The sequence below is a fragment of the Bartonella vinsonii subsp. arupensis OK-94-513 genome (assembly GCF_000278235.1).
GTDB classification, from domain to species: Bacteria; Pseudomonadota; Alphaproteobacteria; order Rhizobiales; family Rhizobiaceae; genus Bartonella; species Bartonella arupensis.
Window position 1 is genome coordinate 144,443 of record NZ_JH725038.1, and the last position, 18,258, is coordinate 162,700.

Consider the following 18,258-nt stretch of genomic DNA (forward strand, 5'->3'; position numbering starts at 1 on the left):
AAGTGTATACCATTTATCACTTTAAAGTGTGCCAACGTTTGCTTTTATCTTGCCGCTTTTTATAGGACAAGTTAAAACAATATATGTGTTTATTATAATCTAATGGGGAGAGATGGGTATCATGACAGGAAATCAAATAATGGCTTTTTCTATCATTGGTCTCATGATGGTTGTTTTTATTTGGGATCGATTCCGTTATGATCTTGTCGCTATTTGTACATTATTGATTGCTTGCATCGTAGGACTTGTCAGCCCAAAGGAGGCGTTTAGCGGTTTTAGTAATGATATTGTTATTATTGTGGGGAGTGTGTTTGTTGTCAGTACGGCTGTATCGCGTTCTGGTATAATGGAATTTATTATTCAACGGATATGGCCAGATGTGAGATCAGTGCGTCTTCAATTGGCTTTTTTAGTTATTTCTGTAGTATTTTTATCAATGTTTGTTAAAAACATTGGTGCTTTGGCTATAATGCTTCCTATTGCTTTTCAGTTTGCTCGTCGTTCTCAGGTTTCTCCTTCTGTCTTTTTGATGCCCATGGCATTTGGTTCTTTATTGGGTGGTCTTATGACACAGATAGGAACTTCTCCTAATGTTGTTATTTCAGCTATGCAAGAACGTTTAACAGGGGCTCCTTTTACCATGTTTGATTTTACACCGGTTGGTGCAGCTGTTGCTACTGCTGGTGTACTATATCTGGTCTTTTTTTCTTGGCGTTTACCTGTACGTGTACGTTCAGGTGTATCGTTTGATGATGCTATTGATATTCGTAATTATGTTTCGGAAGTATATATTCCAACAAATTCACCGATTGTAGGAAAAACGATAGTGGATCTTGTTAAGCCATCAGGTGGTGATGTCATGGTGGTTCAAGTTATCAGAAACAAAGTCTCTATTTCGCCGTTGCCAGATTTTATTTTGTCTGAAAACGATATTGTTTTGTTAGAGGGTTCGCATACAGGGCTAGATAGTGTGATGAATTCTGCTCGTTTGGAATTTTTCTCTGGTCGTACTATTTCTACGGGAGACAAGGACAGCGACGTTGATATTATTGAGGCAGTTGTCACACATAATTCACCCCTTATTGGTATCAGTGCAAAAGAGTTTTCGTTTTTTGATCGCTATGATGTGAATTTTCTTGCATTAAGTCGGCAACATGAAAGGGTGCGGGGGAGGCTTGAGGATATCGTTTTTCATCTTGGAGATGTGATTGTTTTGCAGGGACAAGAGAGGGTTATTCCAAATTTATTACGGGAACTAAAATGTTTACCTTTAGCAAAACGTAATATTGTGTTTGGCAATTTACGTCATGGTTTTGTATCTTTAGCTATTCTCTTTATAGCGATCATTTGTACAGCTTTTCATATTGTTCCAGTTTCCCTTTCTTTTTTCTCTGCTGCTACTGCTATGATTATCTTTCGAGTTTTACCGGCGCGTGACTTGTATCAAGCATTAGATGGCCAAATATTAGTTTTATTAGCAACTCTTATTCCAGTGAGTGAAGCACTAGAGAAGACAGGATGTACGGATCTCATAGGTCAATGGCTGAGCCAATTGGCGGTGTTTTTCCCACCCTCTGGCGCATTAGCACTAATGTTGGTTACAGCTATGTTGGTAACGCCATTTTTAAATAATGCAGCAACAGTTATGATGGTAGCACCAATAGCATCAAGTTTTGCTCATTCTCTTCATTATAAGCCAGAAGCTTTTTTGATGGCTGTTGCAATTGGTGCGGGGTGTGAGTTTCTCACACCTATTGGGCACCAAAGTAATATGCTTGTGATGGCGCCAGGGGGATATCGTTTTAGTGATTATCCACGCTTTGGTGCTCCGTTAGCGGTATTGATAGTCATTGTTGCTGTTCCAATGCTCATGTGGATTTGGCCATTACAATAAAACATTTTTAGAAACTGTAAGTAACAGCCTCAAAAGATTATCAATCAAGTGAAGGTAAGTTAAAGAAAAATACTTTGTACAAAGAGTTTTGTATGGATTTTAAATTCCAAATAGAGTTTTCTTTTAGAGTTCATACATTCTCTTACTTTGGATAAAAAACTTGTTTATTTGGTTATAGATATTTTCAAACATAGAAATTAAAGATATCTTTTTGTTAAAGTTTTTTTAATGAATTACATTTCCCAACGTTATCCCACAATTGAAGGTTTTGAAAAGTGCAATAGGATTGTTGCTTTTAAGATTTTTAAAGGTAATTTTTGTATATATAACTAATACCTAAGAGGAGAGGCTAAGGATACTTTTTGAGAGTATAGAGAGGCTTGTGTGGTGGACATGAGAGCTGTGGGAACTGTTTTAGAAAAAGGGAATGAAAAAGTTATATTATGAACTAAAAGGCAGTTACATCGTTTTTGATTGATGCTGTTGCAACAGTCTGAAGCGAATTGATTTGAAATTAATAAGTTAGAAATTTGAAGTTTTTTAGTTCATGAGGGCTACCATCTTTATGCATTTATGCGTAAAAGCACAGAAAGTAAATTTTTTCCAAGGTATGATTCATGTCGTATGATAGTTTTATTGCTGAAGTTAATGCAGAAGTTCGTCAGGAAAAAGCTCTTGCTTTTTGGAGACGTTATGGTTTTTCGATTATTAGTGCAGTCATTGTTTTCATTTTGATGGTAGTGGCTTATCAAATTTACCATCATGAACAAATAAAGAAAGCCGGTCATATTGGTGATGCCTTTGTAAAAAGCCTCGATTTTGCAGAGACACGGCATTTTGATGAAGCAATGAAGCAATTAGAAAATGTTAAAATCTCTCATTTTGGGGGATACCCTTTTCTGGCTCGTTTGCGTGAGGCTTCTTTACTCATGGAGCAAGGGGATGCTGTTAAATCAGTAGAAGTCTTTGATTCTGTTGCGGCTGATGAAAAAGCACCGCAAATTTTGCGGCAAGTTGCGAAAATTCGGGCAGCTTATATTTTGGTTGATATAGGGACTTTTGATGAAGTCAAGAAGCGCGTTGAAGATATGGCAAATGATAGTGATCCTATGCGTATGTCTGCAAGAGAGGCTTTGGGCTTAGCTGCATATAAAGCTGATAAGGTGAAAGAGGCGGTTGATTATTTTAGGAAAATTTCTGAAGAAGGTGCTTTAGGATTGAAAGTAGCAGATCGGGCTCATATGATGCTTGAGCTTATGCAAGCAGAGGGCAAGGCAAATAAGGAATGAATTTATGAGCCTTACCATTGCTATAGTTGGTCGCCCCAATGTTGGGAAGTCAACGCTTTTTAATCGTTTGGTTGGACAAAAGTTGGCTTTGGTTGATGATAAGCCAGGCGTCACACGTGATCGGCGTATTCATGCAGCAAAACTTCAAGATCTGCGTTTTGATGTGATTGATACGGCTGGTCTGGAAGAAGCAGGCGATCATACACTTGAAGGCCGTATGCGTTCCCATACAAAAGCTGCCATTGAGGAAGCGGATCTTATTTTATTTGTGTTTGATGCCAAAAGTGGAATAACACCAAGTGATTTAAATTTTGCTTCATTGGTTCGCAAGTCAGGGAAACCGATTGTGCTTGTTGCCAATAAGTCTGAGTCAAAAGCAGCTACAGGGGGAGAGTATGAAGCATGGTCATTAGGTTTGGGGGAGCCTTGTCCAATATCTGCTGAACATGGTTTAGGGCTTACGGATCTTCGTGATGCAATTGTAGATGCTATTGGTACGCAGCGCGCTTTTGAAAGCAACAAAGAAGAAGAAAATATTTCTATACAACCTGCATCCGTTGGTGATGATGTGGGTGATTTGGAAGAGGGATTGGTTTACGATGAAAGTAAACCTATTCGGATTGCAATTGCAGGGCGTCCAAATACAGGAAAATCAACGCTTATCAATAGCATGTTGAAACAAGATCGGTTGTTAACAGGACCAGAGGCAGGGCTTACACGTGATTCTATTTCTGTAGATTGGGAATGGCGTGGCCGTCATATTAAACTTTTTGATACAGCAGGTTTGAGACGAAAATCAAAAATACAAGAAAAATTAGAAAAACTTTCCGTTGCAGACACTTTACGTGCAATTCGTTTCGCAGAGGTAGTGGTGATTGTTTTTGATGCAACGGCACCGTTTGAAAAGCAGGATTTGCAAATTGCTGATCTTGTGATTTGTGAAGGGCGAGTTCCACTGATTGCTTTTAATAAGTGGGATCTGATTGAAAATAGTCAGGTGACATTGATTGATTTACATGAGAAATGTAGCCGCCTTCTTCCTCAGGTTCGTGGTTTGAGAGCTGTTCCTTTATCGGGCCAATATGGTCAAGGGATTGATAAACTGATGGAAAATATCATGATGATGCACCGTGTGTGGAATCGCCGTATTTCCACGGGAAAATTGAATCGATGGCTTGAAACAGTTGTTGCGCATCATCCACCGCCTGCAGTTTCTGGGCGTCGACTTAAGGTTAAATATATAACACAGATTAAGACGCGTCCTCCTGGATTTGTGATTTCTTGTTCGCGACCGCAGGTAATGCCTCAATCGTATTTACGTTACCTTTCCAATGGATTACGTGATGCGTTCGATATGCCTGGTGTACCAATTCGTATATCATTACGTACATCTGATAATCCTTTTGCGGTACGTTCCAAAAAGAAATGATTCTTCTCTGTTTTTTAAGTGAATGAAGTTTACATTTAAGAAACAGTTTTAAAAAATAGGCATTTTTCGTAAATGATTACTTTTTAATATCAATAAAGAATGATGTTATTTTCAATAAAAGAAAAAACATTTTATTGAGCAATATATTGATTTATAAAAATAAGTTTATCATTCTCTCTATTGAATGAAATGAGATCATTATATGATGATCTTCTCTCGTTGCAATTTCTTTTAATCTAAAACAAAAAAATCTTTATTAATGCGTTATTGAAAGGAATAAATGTATGAATCAGAATTGTTTAAAGCAAAAGTTTCTTTAATAAAGCATTTGATACAAGAGGAGTTGCAACAAGTGAGGATTAGAGAGTGTAATTATAGTGCTGTGTAAAAAAGTTTTCATATCTATAATTATTAAAGAGAAAGATGCAGAAAGTTAGTTACACTTATATAAAGTGGTGTAGTGCTCTAGTATTTAAAACTTTGTTTATATAGGCTTCTTTATATAACGTAATTCATTGCAGTCTTATATCGTACATTAAAGGATATAGAAGTTTCATAAATCTCACACTTTATTTGTTAACAGAGATAAACGCTGTAAAAGAGGGTGTTTTCTTAATATATTTCTTGATGTCTTGACATGAGGACTTGTATGGTTTGCTAAAGCTGAATAGCGATGTATCTTCTATAAGTTGGAGTGATTATTTAAGAGTGCATAAGGGATGGGGATTCATAAAATTAAAAGACACGTTATTTATGGGATAAATTGTGATAGATTTCTTTTAGCGTCTTGACGAATAAATTCGAGAACAATATGATGCGCACGGTTTTATAGATTAGCCTTTTACTTTGCTTTTTGATTAAGGAGCCAATGATGGCAAAGGGGAGTAAACCCATTGTGCCACTGCAGGAAATTGAAGCGGAAGAAGAAGGGCAAAAAGACTGTCTTCATTCAGAGGATTTAGAATGTCGAAGTAAGGAGTTAGGTAAAGCTTTAATGCGCAAAAAAGCATTAAAGAAGCAGGAGTATGAGAATGAGGGGGGAGAGTCACAAGGAAAGATGACACATGCGATTAAGCTTTCGAGTGAGTTTCTTGCAAGTATTATTGTAGGTGTGGTTTTGGGGATGGGGTTTGATAAGTTAGCAGGTTCATGGCCATGGGGATTGGTATTCTTTCTTTTTCTTGGATTTGCTGCTGGTGTATTGAGTATTCTTCGGTCTGTGGGGTATATTGCCTCCAGTCCATTAAGGCAAAACGGCGTATTACGCCAAGACAAAAGGTCCGATAAAAAGGACCGATAAATGAGGTTGAAGTGACATCACACGCTCCAGATCCTATCCATCAGTTTGAGATTTCACGACTGATTAAGATTTCCATAGGGAACATGGATTTGTCCTTTACAAATGTATCATTTTTTATAGTAGCTACAGTCGTTATAACTTCGGTTTTTCTCTTTATTTCATCATCAAGTCGCGGGTTAGTTCCAACACGGATGCAGTCTCTTTCAGAAATGGCGTATGAGTTTGTAGCAACGACTTTGCGGGAATCAGCTGGTGTGCAGGGGATGCAATTTTTCCCTCTAGTTTTTTCTCTGTTTACTTTTATTTTGGTTGCAAATTTTATTGGTCTTTTTCCCTATTTTTATACGATTACCTCTCAGATTATGATTACGTTTTCATTGGCTATGGTGGTAATTTTGACAGTTATTAGCTATGGTTTTTATAAGCACGGGGTCAATTTTTTGAAATTGTTTGTTCCCAGCGGTGTGCCTGTTGTGGTTTTGCCTTTGGTGACGATGATTGAGGTAATTTCTTTTCTTTCTCGTCCTATCAGTCTTTCACTTCGTCTTTTTGCTAATATGCTTGCTGGTCATATTACTCTCAAAGTATTTTCTGGTTTCGTTGTCTCAATGATTGGAGTAGGGGTTGTAGGTGTTGGTGGTTCAATTTTACCGCTTATCATGACCGTAGCGATTACTGCTCTTGAATTTTTGGTAGCATTTCTTCAGGCATATGTCTTTACGGTTTTAACTTGTATGTATCTTAATGATGCAGTTCATCCAGGACATTAATAAAACTGGCGGTTTTCCGTCAAATGGTGCAATTTCGCTTTAAAGGAGAATAATATGGAATTAGTGCTTGCAGCAAAATATATTGGTGCTGGTCTTGCTTGCTTTGGTATGGCGGGGACGGCTTTAGGCCTTGGAAATATTTTTGGTAGCTATCTTTCTGGCGCGCTACGCAATCCATCAGCAGCAGATAGTCAGTTTGGTCGTCTTGTTTTTGGTTTTGCTGTGACAGAAGCTTTGGGCATTTTTTCATTGCTCATTGCTTTATTGCTTCTTTTCGGAGTTTAATTATCATCCAAAGGGTATACCTGTTTTTTGTATAAGAGGGAGGTATGCCTTTTGTTTCTTAGCGAAAAGAGTGTTAGTTAGCTGCCGTCGGTTTTAGGGGGAGTGAGTTGTTGAAGGATGAGAGAAGATGTTTGTTTCCAGCGCTTATGCACAAACCACTGATAAGCCGATAGAACATATACAAAACGTGGCAGGGCATACAGATCGTGTGTTTCCGCCTTTTGATTTTGTGCATTTTGCTTCGCACTTTTTTTGGTTAGCAATTTCTTTTGGGCTTTTTTATCTTTTCATCTCTCGTGTGATTGTGCCTCGTATTGGTGGTGTTATTGAAACACGTCGAGATCGAATCGCATCTGATTTAGATCAGGCGATGCGTATGAAGCAGGAAGCAGATATTGTAGTTGAAACTTACGAGCGGAAGTTAGCAGAAGCGCGTTTGCAGGCTCATGTTATAGCGCAAGCAGCTGGTGAGGAATTAAAAGAGAAGGCGGAGCTTGAACGAAAGGAAGTTGAAGAAAGTTTAGAAAAAAGATTGGCCGATGCTGAAAAACAGATCACAAAAATTCGAGATAAAGCTATGCAAAATGTTGGTTCTATCGCTGAAGAAGTGGCTCTTGAAATCGTAAAGAAGTTGACTGATGTTAATGTCAGCAAAGAGGCTGTTCGTTCAGTTATTAAAGTTACGGATTACTGAAGGATACAAGAATGTCAGATACTTTTTGGGCGTTTGTTGGGTTAGTTCTTTTTTTAGCTCTTTTGGTTTATTTCAAAATTCCGCAGATAGCTGTGCGTCATCTTGATGCGCGTGCGAAGCGTATCAAAGATGAGCTTGATGAAGCCCTTCGTCTTCGTGAAGAGGCTCAGGAAGTTCTTGCTGAATATCAGCGCAAACATGCAGAAGCAGAGAAGGATGCACAGGAGATTATTGCAGCAGCTAAGCATGAAGTTGCAGCTATTATCGCTGAAGCTCGTACAAAAGCAGAAGAATATGTAAAAAACCGCAATAAATTGGCAGAGCAAAAAATTGCTCAAGCGGAAGCCGATGCGATACGTATGGTTTCTTCATCTGCTATTGATTTGGCGGTTTCTGCTGCTCGTACGCTTATCGCAGAAGAATTAGATTCTCATAAAGCGAATGAACTTATTAAGGAGTCTCTTTGTGAAGAATCTTTTAATAAAATGAAAGCATATCTTAATTAATGACGTCTAAAGCACTAAGCTACTCCTTTAGGAGAGTGGTTTCTTTTCAAAATTGAGTATTTCTTTCAACTTTGTCTCACACTTCTAATGCGCGTGTTTATTTTAATTTTATGAAAGGTATCTTCTCAGCTTTTGAGTTTATTTTTTTGCTGTCTGTGAAGGTAATCATGCAAAGTATCTTAGGATATCATCATTTTACGCTTATAAAGCCATAAGTCAGTATTATGTATTATCGCCTCAAAATATCGCGACGGCTTTTGTACGGAGACAGTTCAATTCGTATTGTTTTTGATTTTTTCATTTAATGTATAAAGGAATAAACTATTATTATAAATTAAATGGTTATATTATAATAGTTTACTCGATTTTTTGATCAGTTATTATAAAGTATCATTTACGCTACAAATTTTACAAACTCTTACAAAGTGTCTCAAACTTCATTAATCATAATGTTTTTTAAGGTTCAATAATAAAAATATTAAAAAAATAGAAAAATTGCTTTTTTATTATTTTTCAATTTATAGAGTGTTTATTTTTAGACTACAAGTTTTGAAAAGTCTGCTACTGCTTCTGTAATGCTATGGATCTGTTTCAGAAGAGCGAGACGGTTAGTGCGAATATCGGGATTTTTATCATTCACCAATATTTTTTCGAAAAATATATCAATAAATTTTCCAAGTGGCGCTAGTGTATTGAGTGTGCACGATAAGTTTGTTGCATTGATGTAATCATAAACCTTTTTTTCTATCTTCGTAATTTCTTGATAGAGTTGTTTTTCTTCTGCTTCAATAAAGAGTTCAGGGTTAATTTTATTTGTTATGATTGTCCCTTTTTGAACTTCATTTTCAAGAATGTTTACGGTCCGTTTTACAGCAGATAAAAAGCTGCTTCCATCATTTGTATTGATAAAGGCAATAAGTGCTTCAACATGGCGGGCAATTAACAAAAGATCATCAGCATCTTTGTTTAAGATTGCGTCAAGAGCATCATGACGGGCTCCTTGTTCTTTTAAATAGATTTTCAGACGTTCATGAAAGAAAAGTAACAGATCTGATAAAATATATTCTGTTTTTTCCAGAAATAAATTTTGTGATTGTGTATCTCCATTTTGAGATGTTTCATACTGTGTTTTTTGTTGTGAAAAAAGACTCGTTGCCAGTTTAAGCAGTGGCATAAGATTAATTTTCCAGTCACGCAAAAGTACAAGCCGAATAATTCCCAATGCAGCTCGTCTTAATGCGTAAGGATCTTTGGAGCCGGTAGGTTTTTCATTAATGAGCCAAAAACCGACGAGCATGTCAATTTTATCAGCCAGCGCAATTGTTATAGCAAGAGGTTCTTGCGGAATACGATCTGTTGGTCCTAGGGGTTTATAGTGGTCTTCAATTGCTTCAGCTACTCGAGGATCTTCTCCTTGAAGAAGCGCGTATTTTCGTCCCATGAGTCCCTGTAGTTCAGGAAATTCTCCGACAACTTCTGTTTGCAAATCAGCTTTTGCAAGTATTGCTGCACGTTTGGCTAAGAGAGGGTCTGCCTGCACTAAGGGGGCAATTTTTTGTGCTAGGGCAGCGATGCGTTCTATTCTTGCACCTTGTGTCCCTAATTTTGCATGGAAAGTTACATTTAAATGATCCAATCGTGCCATTCTCTGATCGAGAGGTTTTGTTAAATCAAGGTCAAATTTTTTTGCAGAAGACTCTAAATCTTTGATATCGGGCAAATTATGTTGGTCTGTTTGCCAGAAATAAAGGGCATCAGAAAGACGAGCACAGACAACTTTACTATTTCCTTTAGAAATTTCCTTTCCTTCATCGCTTGCAAGGATATTAGAAACCAGAATAAAATGATGAGAGAGAATGATATTTTCACCTTGTTTGCGAGTTACAAAACATTTCTGATTAGCTCGAATGGTCAAACGAATAATTTCTGGAGGAATCTCAAGGAAAGATTTGTCAAAATTGCTCATAAGGACAACAGGCCATTCAACGAGTCCTGCAACTTCTTCTAAGAGAGCATTATCTTGGACGAGTTCTAAACCATTTGCAAAGCAAAGATTTTGAGCATCAGCCAAAATAATATTTTTTCGCCTTTCTGCATCGAGAATAACTTTATGGGACTCAAGTTTAGTAACATAATCATCAAAGCGGCGGATTTGGAGAGGTTTTCCATCACTTAAGAAACGATGACCATAAGTTAGATTATTACTTTTGAGAGAACCAACGGTAAATGGGATAACGTGCGTTTCACCGATTTCTGGTCCGAAAATGCAAAGAATATTTTGTAAAGATCGAATCCATTTTACTGCTCCGCTTTTTGCTGAATCTTCTCCCCAACGCATGGACTTCGGCCATGGAAAATTACGAATAATATCTGGTAAAATATCAGCTATAATTTCTTCTGCTTTTCGACCTTTTTTGATGATTTTAGCGATATAAAAATCGCCTTTTTTACTATCATGTGCAATATCTGATTCAGAAATATCACTCAGCCCTGTTGAACGCAAAAAACCATCAATCACATGCTGTGGTGATTTTGTACTGGGGCCTCTACGTTCTTCAAGGGTATCTTTTGAGCATAGAGAAAGACCTCGTACGTCTAATGTTAACCGACGGGGTGTCCAATACTCTTGAGCAGCTTTATAGGTTAAACCTGCTTTTACAAGTTGATCCGTGAGACATTTTTTGAGATCAGCAGCAGCTTTTCGTTGCATACGCGCAGGGATTTCTTCGCTGAAAAGTTCAAGAAGAAGATCAGACATGAGATTTTTCCTTTAGTGCGATTTGTCCAGCTTCTGTGAGTAAGAAAGCTTCTCCACAACGGCGTGCAAGATCGCGAACGCGAAGAATATAACTTTGTCGTTCAGTCACAGAAATAACGCCACGTGCTTGCAAAAGATTAAAGAGGTGGCTTGCTTTAATACATTGGTCATAAGCTGGAAAAACACACAAATGCAAATCATGTTCTTTATTTGGTTTCCCAGCTTCAAGAAGTGCAATGCATTCACATTCTGCATCGATAAAATGCTGGTGTAACAATTTAGTGTCTGCAAATTCAAAATTATAGTATGAATATTCTTGCTCTGCTTGTAAAAAAATATCTCCGTAACTTATTTTATTTTCGTTATCTAAACCATTAAAGTTAAGATCATAGACATTATCCACGCCTTGTATATACATTGCTAAGCGTTCAAGTCCGTAGGTGAGTTCTCCTGAAACTGGAGCGCATTCTATGCCACAAACCTGCTGAAAATAAGTAAATTGAGAAATTTCCATTCCATCACACCAACACTCCCATCCAAGTCCCCAAGCACCAAGAGTTGGACTTTCCCAATCATCCTCAACAAAACGAATATCATGAAGCTTTGTATCAAGACCGATGGCTTGTAGGGACTTAATGTAAAGTTCTTGTAAATTGGGCGGAGAAGGTTTGATGAGCACTTGGAATTGATAATAGTGCTGTAAACGATTTGGATTTTTACCATATCGTCCATCTGTTGGACGTCTAGAGGGTTGGACGTAAGCTACTTTCCAAGGGCGCGGTCCTAGTGAACGCAATGTTGTGGACGGATGAAAAGTTCCAGCCCCAACTTCCATATCGTAGGGTTGTAAAATTGCGCATCCATAATGAGCCCAATAATTTTGCAAAGTTAAGATAAGTCCTTGAAAAGAACGTTTAGGATTGAGATGTTCAGGCAGTTTCACGCTTTATACTCTTTTAATATTTAACTAATAGACAGCAATCAAAAGGACTTCATCTTTTATACTTGTCTATTGTCTCATAGGGTTATGGTCAAGAATCGTTATTTACTGTAAGCCACATTTTAGTTTTTTTTGGATTTTTTGGGAGTCTTTTGCTTCCCCATCAATTGCATGATTCCACTGAAATATTGCTTCACGTTTGCGTCCAACTTGCCAATAAGCATCTCCTAAATGATCATTCAATGTTGGATCTTCAGGTTGCAATTTGACGGCATTCTCCAATATTTGAACAGCTTGATTATATTGCTTAAGCTTGTAATAAGCCCATCCTAAAGAATCTAGGATATGACTATTTTGAGATTGTAATGCGGAAGCTTTTTGCAGCATACGGAGCGATTCTTCAAGTTTTTGATCACGTTCAACAAGTGAATAGCCCAAATAGTTAAGGACTTGCGGCTGATCAGGGAAGAATTCAAGCGCTTTTCGCAAATCAATTTCGGCTTTTTGCCATTGCTGTAAACGCTCTAAAGCGATACCACGCTGATAAAAAAGTTTCCAATCGTCGCGTTGAAAGTTTTTGATTTGTGCAATAGCACGATCCATAGTTCTGACAGCTTCAGCAAATTTATCTTCTTGCATATAAAAAGCGGCTAATGTTATCAAAATATGGCGATCGTGAGGAAACTTTTTCTTTAATGAGTAAAGTAATTTGATGGCTTCTTTATGCTTGTTATTATTTGCAAGAATGAATGCAAGCCGCAACTGTCCACCTTTATAATAAGGGGAGCTAGGTGATAAAGCTTGGTACAGTTTAATGGCTTGATTAAGATCATTCAATTTTACAGAAATATTTGCTAGTTGAAACAGTGTTGCCTCATTTTGAGGAAATAAGGCAAAAGATAATTGTTTAAAAATACGTGCAATTTGCCCTGAGTTTTTGTGGTTTAAGGCTGTTCCAAAGTTATATAATACTTCACCCGCTCCTTGTTGGGGTGTTTTAATCAATATTTCTAGGGAAGCGCCTTTTTCAACTTTTTCTCGGATGTTTTTAAGTATCTCACGACCTGGCAACATCTGTTCGCCGTGTTTGAGAGTCTGAAGAGCTTGATTGCGCATTTTATGACGCAATTGGAACGAGGCATAAGCTATAATAATACGTTCGTAGGTATTGGGAGCTATGAGAATAGCTTGTCGGTTATTAAGTGCTTGAGTGAAATATTTTTCTGCATCCTGTGTGTGTTTTGCTAGATCACTCATGAGTGCAAGATGGTAGCGTATAAAAAGGTCATACCAAGCAGGTCCTTGGATTTTTTCAAGATCAGCTATTGCTTGAGAGTGTTGCCCAGACCCAAATGTAGCCCAAGCTCCGATGAGTTCAGGTATTGGATTGTTTGCAGCGGGAGGTGCTTTTAATTGTAGAAGAAGTCTGGCGTCTTCGTAGTTTTTTTTGATGAGATTTTCTATCGATAAGGTTAAGGAAACAAAGGGAGTTATAATACCTTGCTTTTTAAGTTTTTTTGCTTGTTGAACAGCTTCTTTGAAGTTTCCCACGGAAAGTATCGACTCAAAGAGTTCTTTTTGTGTTTGGATATTATCAGGTTTATAAATAAGTGCTTGTTTAAAGTAATTGATGGCAAGATCTGTTTTATTTTCATAACCCGCAATTCTTCCAGCTAGATAAGCACCTGTAAATGAGGTTGTATTAATTGTGGAGTTTATTTTGCTGTAGGTTGCTGATGGCATCAGTACGATAGCCGCGATAAAGAGGGGAAAAAAGCGGGATACTGCTGCACTGCACATAGAGTTAATCCTTTTCAAGATAATCAATCGATTGTATAGGTTATAGATCATATCCGATTACTTTATTGAAAAATATTGTGATTCTTGCAAATAATCAGTTTACGCGTGCAATACAAAAATCAACAGTTTCAATGAGAGCATGGTGAGCAGGGCTTTTGTTTATTGAAGCAAGCGCATTGGTTGCACGCTTACCATAAATGCGTGCTTGCTCTATTGTATCTGCGAGGCTGTCATATTTTTCTATTAAGTGTTGCGCATGTGCGAAGGCTTCATCATCGTTATTGCCGTTTTCAAGAGCTTTTTTCCAAAATGCTTTTTCTACTGAATTACTCCGTGCATATGCGAGGATAACAGGCATTGTAATTTTGCCTTCTCTAAAATCATCCCCTATGTTTTTTCCAAAATGTTGTGTAGCACCACCATAGTCAAGTGCGTCATCAATCAATTGGAAGGCGAGACCTAGCAATGTTCCATATTCACGCAATGCAGAACGCTCTTTCTCTTTATAGCCTGCGATAATTGGTCCCACTTCAGCAGCAGCTGAAAAAAGTGCTGCCGTTTTTGCGTTGATAACTTTGAGGTAGTCTGCAACACTTGTTTCTAGATTTTTTGCTGCAGATAGTTGCATTACTTCTCCCTCAGCAATAATTGCAGCAGCATTTGCTAGGACAGAGAGCGCTTCTATAGAACCAACATCAACCATCATTTTAAAAGCTTGTCCTAAAAGAAAATCTCCAACAAGAACGCTTGCTTGATTTCCCCAGATCATTCGTGCAGTAGATTTTCCGCGTCGTAAATTACTTTCATCAATCACGTCGTCATGTAACAAGGTTGCCGTATGCATAAATTCAACAGCTGTGGCGAGTTTTATATGTCCATCACTTTGATAACCGAACATATGAGCGGAAGCTAATGTAATCATTGGGCGTAACCGCTTTCCACCTGATGAAATCAGATGATTGGAAATTTCAGGGATCATTTCAACCTCTGATTTTGCCATAGAGAGGATAAATTGATTTACACGCTCCATATCATGTTGGGTAAGATTGACAAGGGATTGGAGAGATATTTGATTATTGCTTGTCTGATTTGATTTTATGGCGACACTCAATGTGTTTGCTCCTAGAAGTATTGCAATGGACATATATGAATTTTATTTTTATTTGCTAGCATAAAGTGGGTTTTGTTTTGACTCAAGCTTTTGATGCCATTTGGGAGCAGAAGTCTTTGATGATGTTGGCAAGGAATATTTTAAAAGCTTGCGTGAGGTTATTGTTATGAAGTTGTGGGAAAAATTTGAAACAGCTTTTTAAACAACTGTTGATAGGAAAAAGTGTAATTCATAAAGATGAACATTAGGTTTTTAAATGGATGAAATAACGAATCAGAGTGATAAAACAATAGACAGTTTTCATCGCGGGAAATTTTATTTGGTTCAACCACGTAAATATGGTCATCGTTCTGGTATGGATGCCATGTTATTAGCCAGTTTAGTTCCCAATGATTTAAAGGGAAAGGTTGTTGATTTAGGGGCTGGTGCTGGTGCAGCAGGATTGGCGGTTGCTTCGCGTTGTCTAAAGGTTCATGTGACATTGGTTGAGCGATCAGCTTTTATGGCATCTTACGCGCAAAAAACGCTTATGCTAAAACAAAATGAAAAACTTGCTGAACGAATTTGTTTGTTAGAAGCAGATGTCACTTTGAAAGGCAAAAATCGCTTAAAAGCAGGATTAGCAGATAATTCTTTTGATTTTGCAATTATGAATCCACCTTTTAACAGTCCTACCGATCGCAAGACACCTGATAAACAAAAATCTGAGGCACATGTTATGTCTGAAGCGATGTTTGATCATTGGTTGCGGAGTGCAGCAGCAATTGTTAAGCCAAGTGGATATTTAGGGTTAATTGCCCGTCCACAATCACTGCCTGATATCTTGCGCGCTTTAGAAGGGCGCTTTGGTGGTGTTTGTATAATTCCCGTTCATGCACGCGCGAAAACAGCGGCAATTCGACTTTTATTTTATGCAAAACGGGGTAGTAGAGCGACTTTATCTATATTGCCGGCGTTGGTTATACATGAGGATGATGATCATACTTTTTCACCGCGGGTGGATGCAATTAATAATGGCTGTATAAGTTTGTGGGAACTTTTTAAATGATCTCTTGTGTTTTCCGGTTTATTGCTTAAATTCAAACTAAAGCTTCGTTTTTTTAGGAGACTTTAAACTTTGTATGAAGTTTTATTTCTAATTGTAATGTGGGTGGGAGTTATTGCTTTTGGAGGTTACGGCGTTCTTCCTTTCTGTTGTCCTTGCTTATTTAGTTTGTCTTAATTCATGAGGAGATTTTGTTTTGTTGGACGTTATTAAAAATCTTGTTCCGCGTCGTTTTTGTTCTAGTAAACTTGAAATTCCTGTGGTGCGCCTTCATGGGGCAATTATGGATTCAACATCACCGATGGCACGGTCGCTTTCATTAGGTAGGTGTGCGAATCTTTTGGAGAAGGCTTTTGCATGCAAAAAAGCGCCGGCTGTTGCACTTATTATCAACTCTCCTGGAGGGTCGCCTGTGCAATCGCGTTTTATTTTCAAGCGTATTCGTGATTTGGCAGAAGAAAAAAATAAACAGGTTCTTGTATTTGTTGAAGATATAGCAGCGTCAGGTGGCTATATGATTGCTTGTGCAGGGGATGAGATTTTTGCTGATCCTTCTTCGATTATTGGTTCTATCGGGGTTGTTTCAGCCTCCTTTGGTTTTCCTGAGCTGTTGAAAAAAATTGGTGTTGAACGGCGTGTTTACACAGCAGGAAAGAACAAGGTTACCTTAGATCCTTTTCAGCCTGAAAAGAAGGCAGATATTGAGCATTTGAAATCTCTACAACTCGAAGTTCACCAAACTTTTATTGATTTGGTTAAAGAGCGACGTGCTGCGAAGCTATCAAATGATCCAGATATTTTTACAGGAATGTTTTGGAGCGGAAAGAAAAGCATTGAACTTGGGCTTATTGATGGATTGAATGATGTGCGTTCTGTTATTAAGGAGCGATTTGGAGATGATACAAAGCTTCGATTAATCACACCTCCAAAAAGCCTTTTAGGACCTAAAGTTCCTTCAGGAGTTACTGCTCAAGCGGTTTATACAGCGGTTGATAGTGCTTTGATGCTAGCAGAAGAGCGAGCGCTTTGGCAACGTTATGGTTTGTGATGAGAAGTATCATTTCGATAATTCTCAAGAGAGTTAATCATTTTGCTTGAAAAGCGATTATGAGAAAGAGAAATCATGAAATGATACGGATGATTGCATTCAGTTTGTTATGTATATCAGCTTTTTATATTTATCGTTTGTTTAGGAAACGGTTACAGAGGGTGTTCCAAGATGCTTATCGTGGTGAATCTAAACCCAATATAAGAAAAAGAGACACATTAATAAAAGATCCCTGTACAGGTGAATATTACGTAAGATGATATCAGATGTACAAGCTTCATTCAAAAGGCATTCTTATATATTTACGCCTATTAAGCTGAATTTAGCTTTGCACGTTGTTGGGCAACGCACGGATGGTTATCATTTAATAGAAAGTTTGGTTTATTTTAGTCTCAGCGGGGATCGTCTAGACTATGCACCTTGTGAAAGGGATCACTTTGTTTTAACAGGCCCATTTGCCAATAAGCTTGTTTCTCATTCAGATAATTTGGTTATTCGCGCACGGGACTTTATGCACAAGGCATTTCCCAAAAGTGTTCAACCGGTTTCTTTTCAACTTGTTAAAACCTTACCTATTGCTTCAGGCATTGGTGGTGGATCTGGTAATGCTGCTGGTGTTTTAAGCGTATTACGTCAACAGTGGCACCTTGATTGTTCTTGTGAAAAATTAGCAGAAATGAGCTTAATTCTTGGTGCTGATGTGCCAATGTGTCTTTTTGCATTAGAATATCAGCAGCCACTTTTTGTGCAGGGAATTGGCCAAGATATTATACGATTAAAAGAGGCTTGCCCTCTTGCAATGGTGTTAGTAAATCATGGTCAACAGATTGAAACGAAAGCTGTTTTTAAGGCTTTGGAGAAGCATAATTATCCTTCCTTAAAAATTAATCCAGAATCTCTTAAAACAGTTTATTCATTGGTTGAGGCTTTACAAGAAATGCGTAATGATCTTTTTGCACCTGCATTAAAAATTGCACCTCAATTAACGCAAGTGTTGTCTCTTTTAGATGAGAGTGGCTCTCTTTTTTCCCGTATGTCAGGGACGGGAGCGACTTGCTTTGGTATTTTTGAAGATCAGAAAGCAGCTCAAAAAGCAGCTCTCTTTATCAAATCGACGCACCCAAGTTGGTTTGTAAAACCTATTGTGACTTTAGGAAAAGTTTGAAAAATAAATTAAAGGTAAAAGACTTTTTTTGTAAAGACACAACATAGTAATAGAGAGATTAAGCAATGACATATTTTTTTGTTTTCCAGATCAAATTCTTACATGCTAAGATGATGTTTTAGGAGAAGGCTCGGATAGCAATATGGAAGACTGCGGAATTGAGTTTTTTATTTCTAATGCTCGTGCAAGAGTTTATGAGGATGTTTGCTGATCTATTTTTATTG

Annotated in this window: 15 protein-coding genes; 11 read left to right on the forward strand and 4 right to left on the reverse strand. The window is 37.8% G+C overall.

All coding sequences use genetic code 11. From position 1 onward, the window contains the following. Positions 1-121 precede the first annotated feature (121 nt). The 8 genes from ME1_RS05770 to ME1_RS05805 all read left to right on the forward strand — a co-directional run bounded on the left by ME1_RS05770 (position 122) and on the right by ME1_RS05805 (position 8,167). Positions 122-1,894, forward strand: a complete 1,773-nt coding sequence (locus ME1_RS05770) for an SLC13 family permease (RefSeq protein ID WP_035008926.1) — start codon at positions 122-124, stop codon at positions 1,892-1,894. 617 nt (positions 1,895-2,511) lie between these two features. Next, a complete protein-coding gene (locus ME1_RS05775; RefSeq protein WP_004864492.1) occupies positions 2,512-3,183 on the forward strand; it encodes a DUF2659 family protein in 672 nt (223 codons plus the stop codon). Between the two features lie 4 nt (positions 3,184-3,187). After that, complete coding sequence (der, locus tag ME1_RS05780; RefSeq protein ID WP_004864494.1) at positions 3,188-4,612, forward strand: ribosome biogenesis GTPase Der; 1,425 nt, start codon at positions 3,188-3,190, stop codon at positions 4,610-4,612. Positions 4,613-5,483: 871 nt separating this feature from the next. Continuing rightward, a complete protein-coding gene (locus ME1_RS05785; protein WP_004864496.1) occupies positions 5,484-5,912 on the forward strand; it encodes an AtpZ/AtpI family protein in 429 nt (142 codons plus the stop codon). Positions 5,913-5,923: 11 nt separating this feature from the next. Continuing rightward, positions 5,924-6,682, forward strand: a complete 759-nt coding sequence (locus ME1_RS05790; RefSeq protein WP_004864498.1) for a F0F1 ATP synthase subunit A — start codon at positions 5,924-5,926, stop codon at positions 6,680-6,682. Between the two features lie 54 nt (positions 6,683-6,736). Further along, positions 6,737-6,967, forward strand: a complete 231-nt coding sequence (locus tag ME1_RS05795; RefSeq protein ID WP_004860748.1) for a F0F1 ATP synthase subunit C — start codon at positions 6,737-6,739, stop codon at positions 6,965-6,967. A gap of 127 nt (positions 6,968-7,094) precedes the next feature. After that, the gene (locus tag ME1_RS05800) at positions 7,095-7,661 is read left to right on the forward strand and encodes a F0F1 ATP synthase subunit B (RefSeq protein ID WP_004864500.1); all 567 of its coding nucleotides are present in this window, start codon (positions 7,095-7,097) and stop codon (positions 7,659-7,661) included. Between the two features lie 11 nt (positions 7,662-7,672). After that, on the forward strand, positions 7,673-8,167 hold the full coding sequence (locus ME1_RS05805) for a F0F1 ATP synthase subunit B (protein ID WP_004864502.1): 495 nt from the start codon (positions 7,673-7,675) through the stop codon (positions 8,165-8,167). A gap of 535 nt (positions 8,168-8,702) precedes the next feature. Here ME1_RS05805 and glyS read toward each other — a convergent pair. The 4 genes from glyS to ME1_RS05825 form a co-directional block, all read right to left on the reverse strand. Further along, a complete protein-coding gene (gene glyS, locus ME1_RS05810; RefSeq protein WP_004864505.1) occupies positions 8,703-10,925 on the reverse strand; it encodes a glycine--tRNA ligase subunit beta in 2,223 nt (740 codons plus the stop codon). Further along, positions 10,918-11,868, reverse strand: coding sequence for a glycine--tRNA ligase subunit alpha (locus ME1_RS05815; RefSeq protein ID WP_004864506.1), 951 nt, complete (start codon positions 11,866-11,868; stop codon positions 10,918-10,920). Before ME1_RS05815 ends, glyS begins: the two co-directional genes overlap by 8 nt. A gap of 102 nt (positions 11,869-11,970) precedes the next feature. After that, positions 11,971-13,665, reverse strand: a complete 1,695-nt coding sequence (locus tag ME1_RS05820) for a tetratricopeptide repeat protein (protein WP_004864508.1) — start codon at positions 13,663-13,665, stop codon at positions 11,971-11,973. 94 nt (positions 13,666-13,759) lie between these two features. After that, positions 13,760-14,809 carry a polyprenyl synthetase family protein gene (locus ME1_RS05825; protein WP_004864511.1) on the reverse strand — a complete coding sequence of 350 codons (1,050 nt, stop codon included), beginning with the start codon at positions 14,807-14,809 and terminating at the stop codon, positions 13,760-13,762. 223 nt (positions 14,810-15,032) lie between these two features. Here ME1_RS05825 and ME1_RS05830 point away from each other — a divergent pair, with 223 nt between their 5' ends. From ME1_RS05830 to ME1_RS05840, 3 genes are all read left to right on the forward strand, one after another. Further along, a complete protein-coding gene (locus tag ME1_RS05830) occupies positions 15,033-15,824 on the forward strand; it encodes a tRNA1(Val) (adenine(37)-N6)-methyltransferase (RefSeq protein ID WP_004864513.1) in 792 nt (263 codons plus the stop codon). 193 nt (positions 15,825-16,017) lie between these two features. Continuing rightward, on the forward strand, positions 16,018-16,869 hold the full coding sequence (locus ME1_RS05835) for a S49 family peptidase (RefSeq protein WP_004864516.1): 852 nt from the start codon (positions 16,018-16,020) through the stop codon (positions 16,867-16,869). A 256-nt stretch (positions 16,870-17,125) separates the two neighbouring features. Beyond that, positions 17,126-18,034 (forward strand): 4-(cytidine 5'-diphospho)-2-C-methyl-D-erythritol kinase, encoded by a 909-nt coding sequence (locus ME1_RS05840; RefSeq protein ID WP_004864520.1) that lies wholly within the window; start codon positions 17,126-17,128, stop codon positions 18,032-18,034. Positions 18,035-18,258 lie beyond the last annotated feature (224 nt).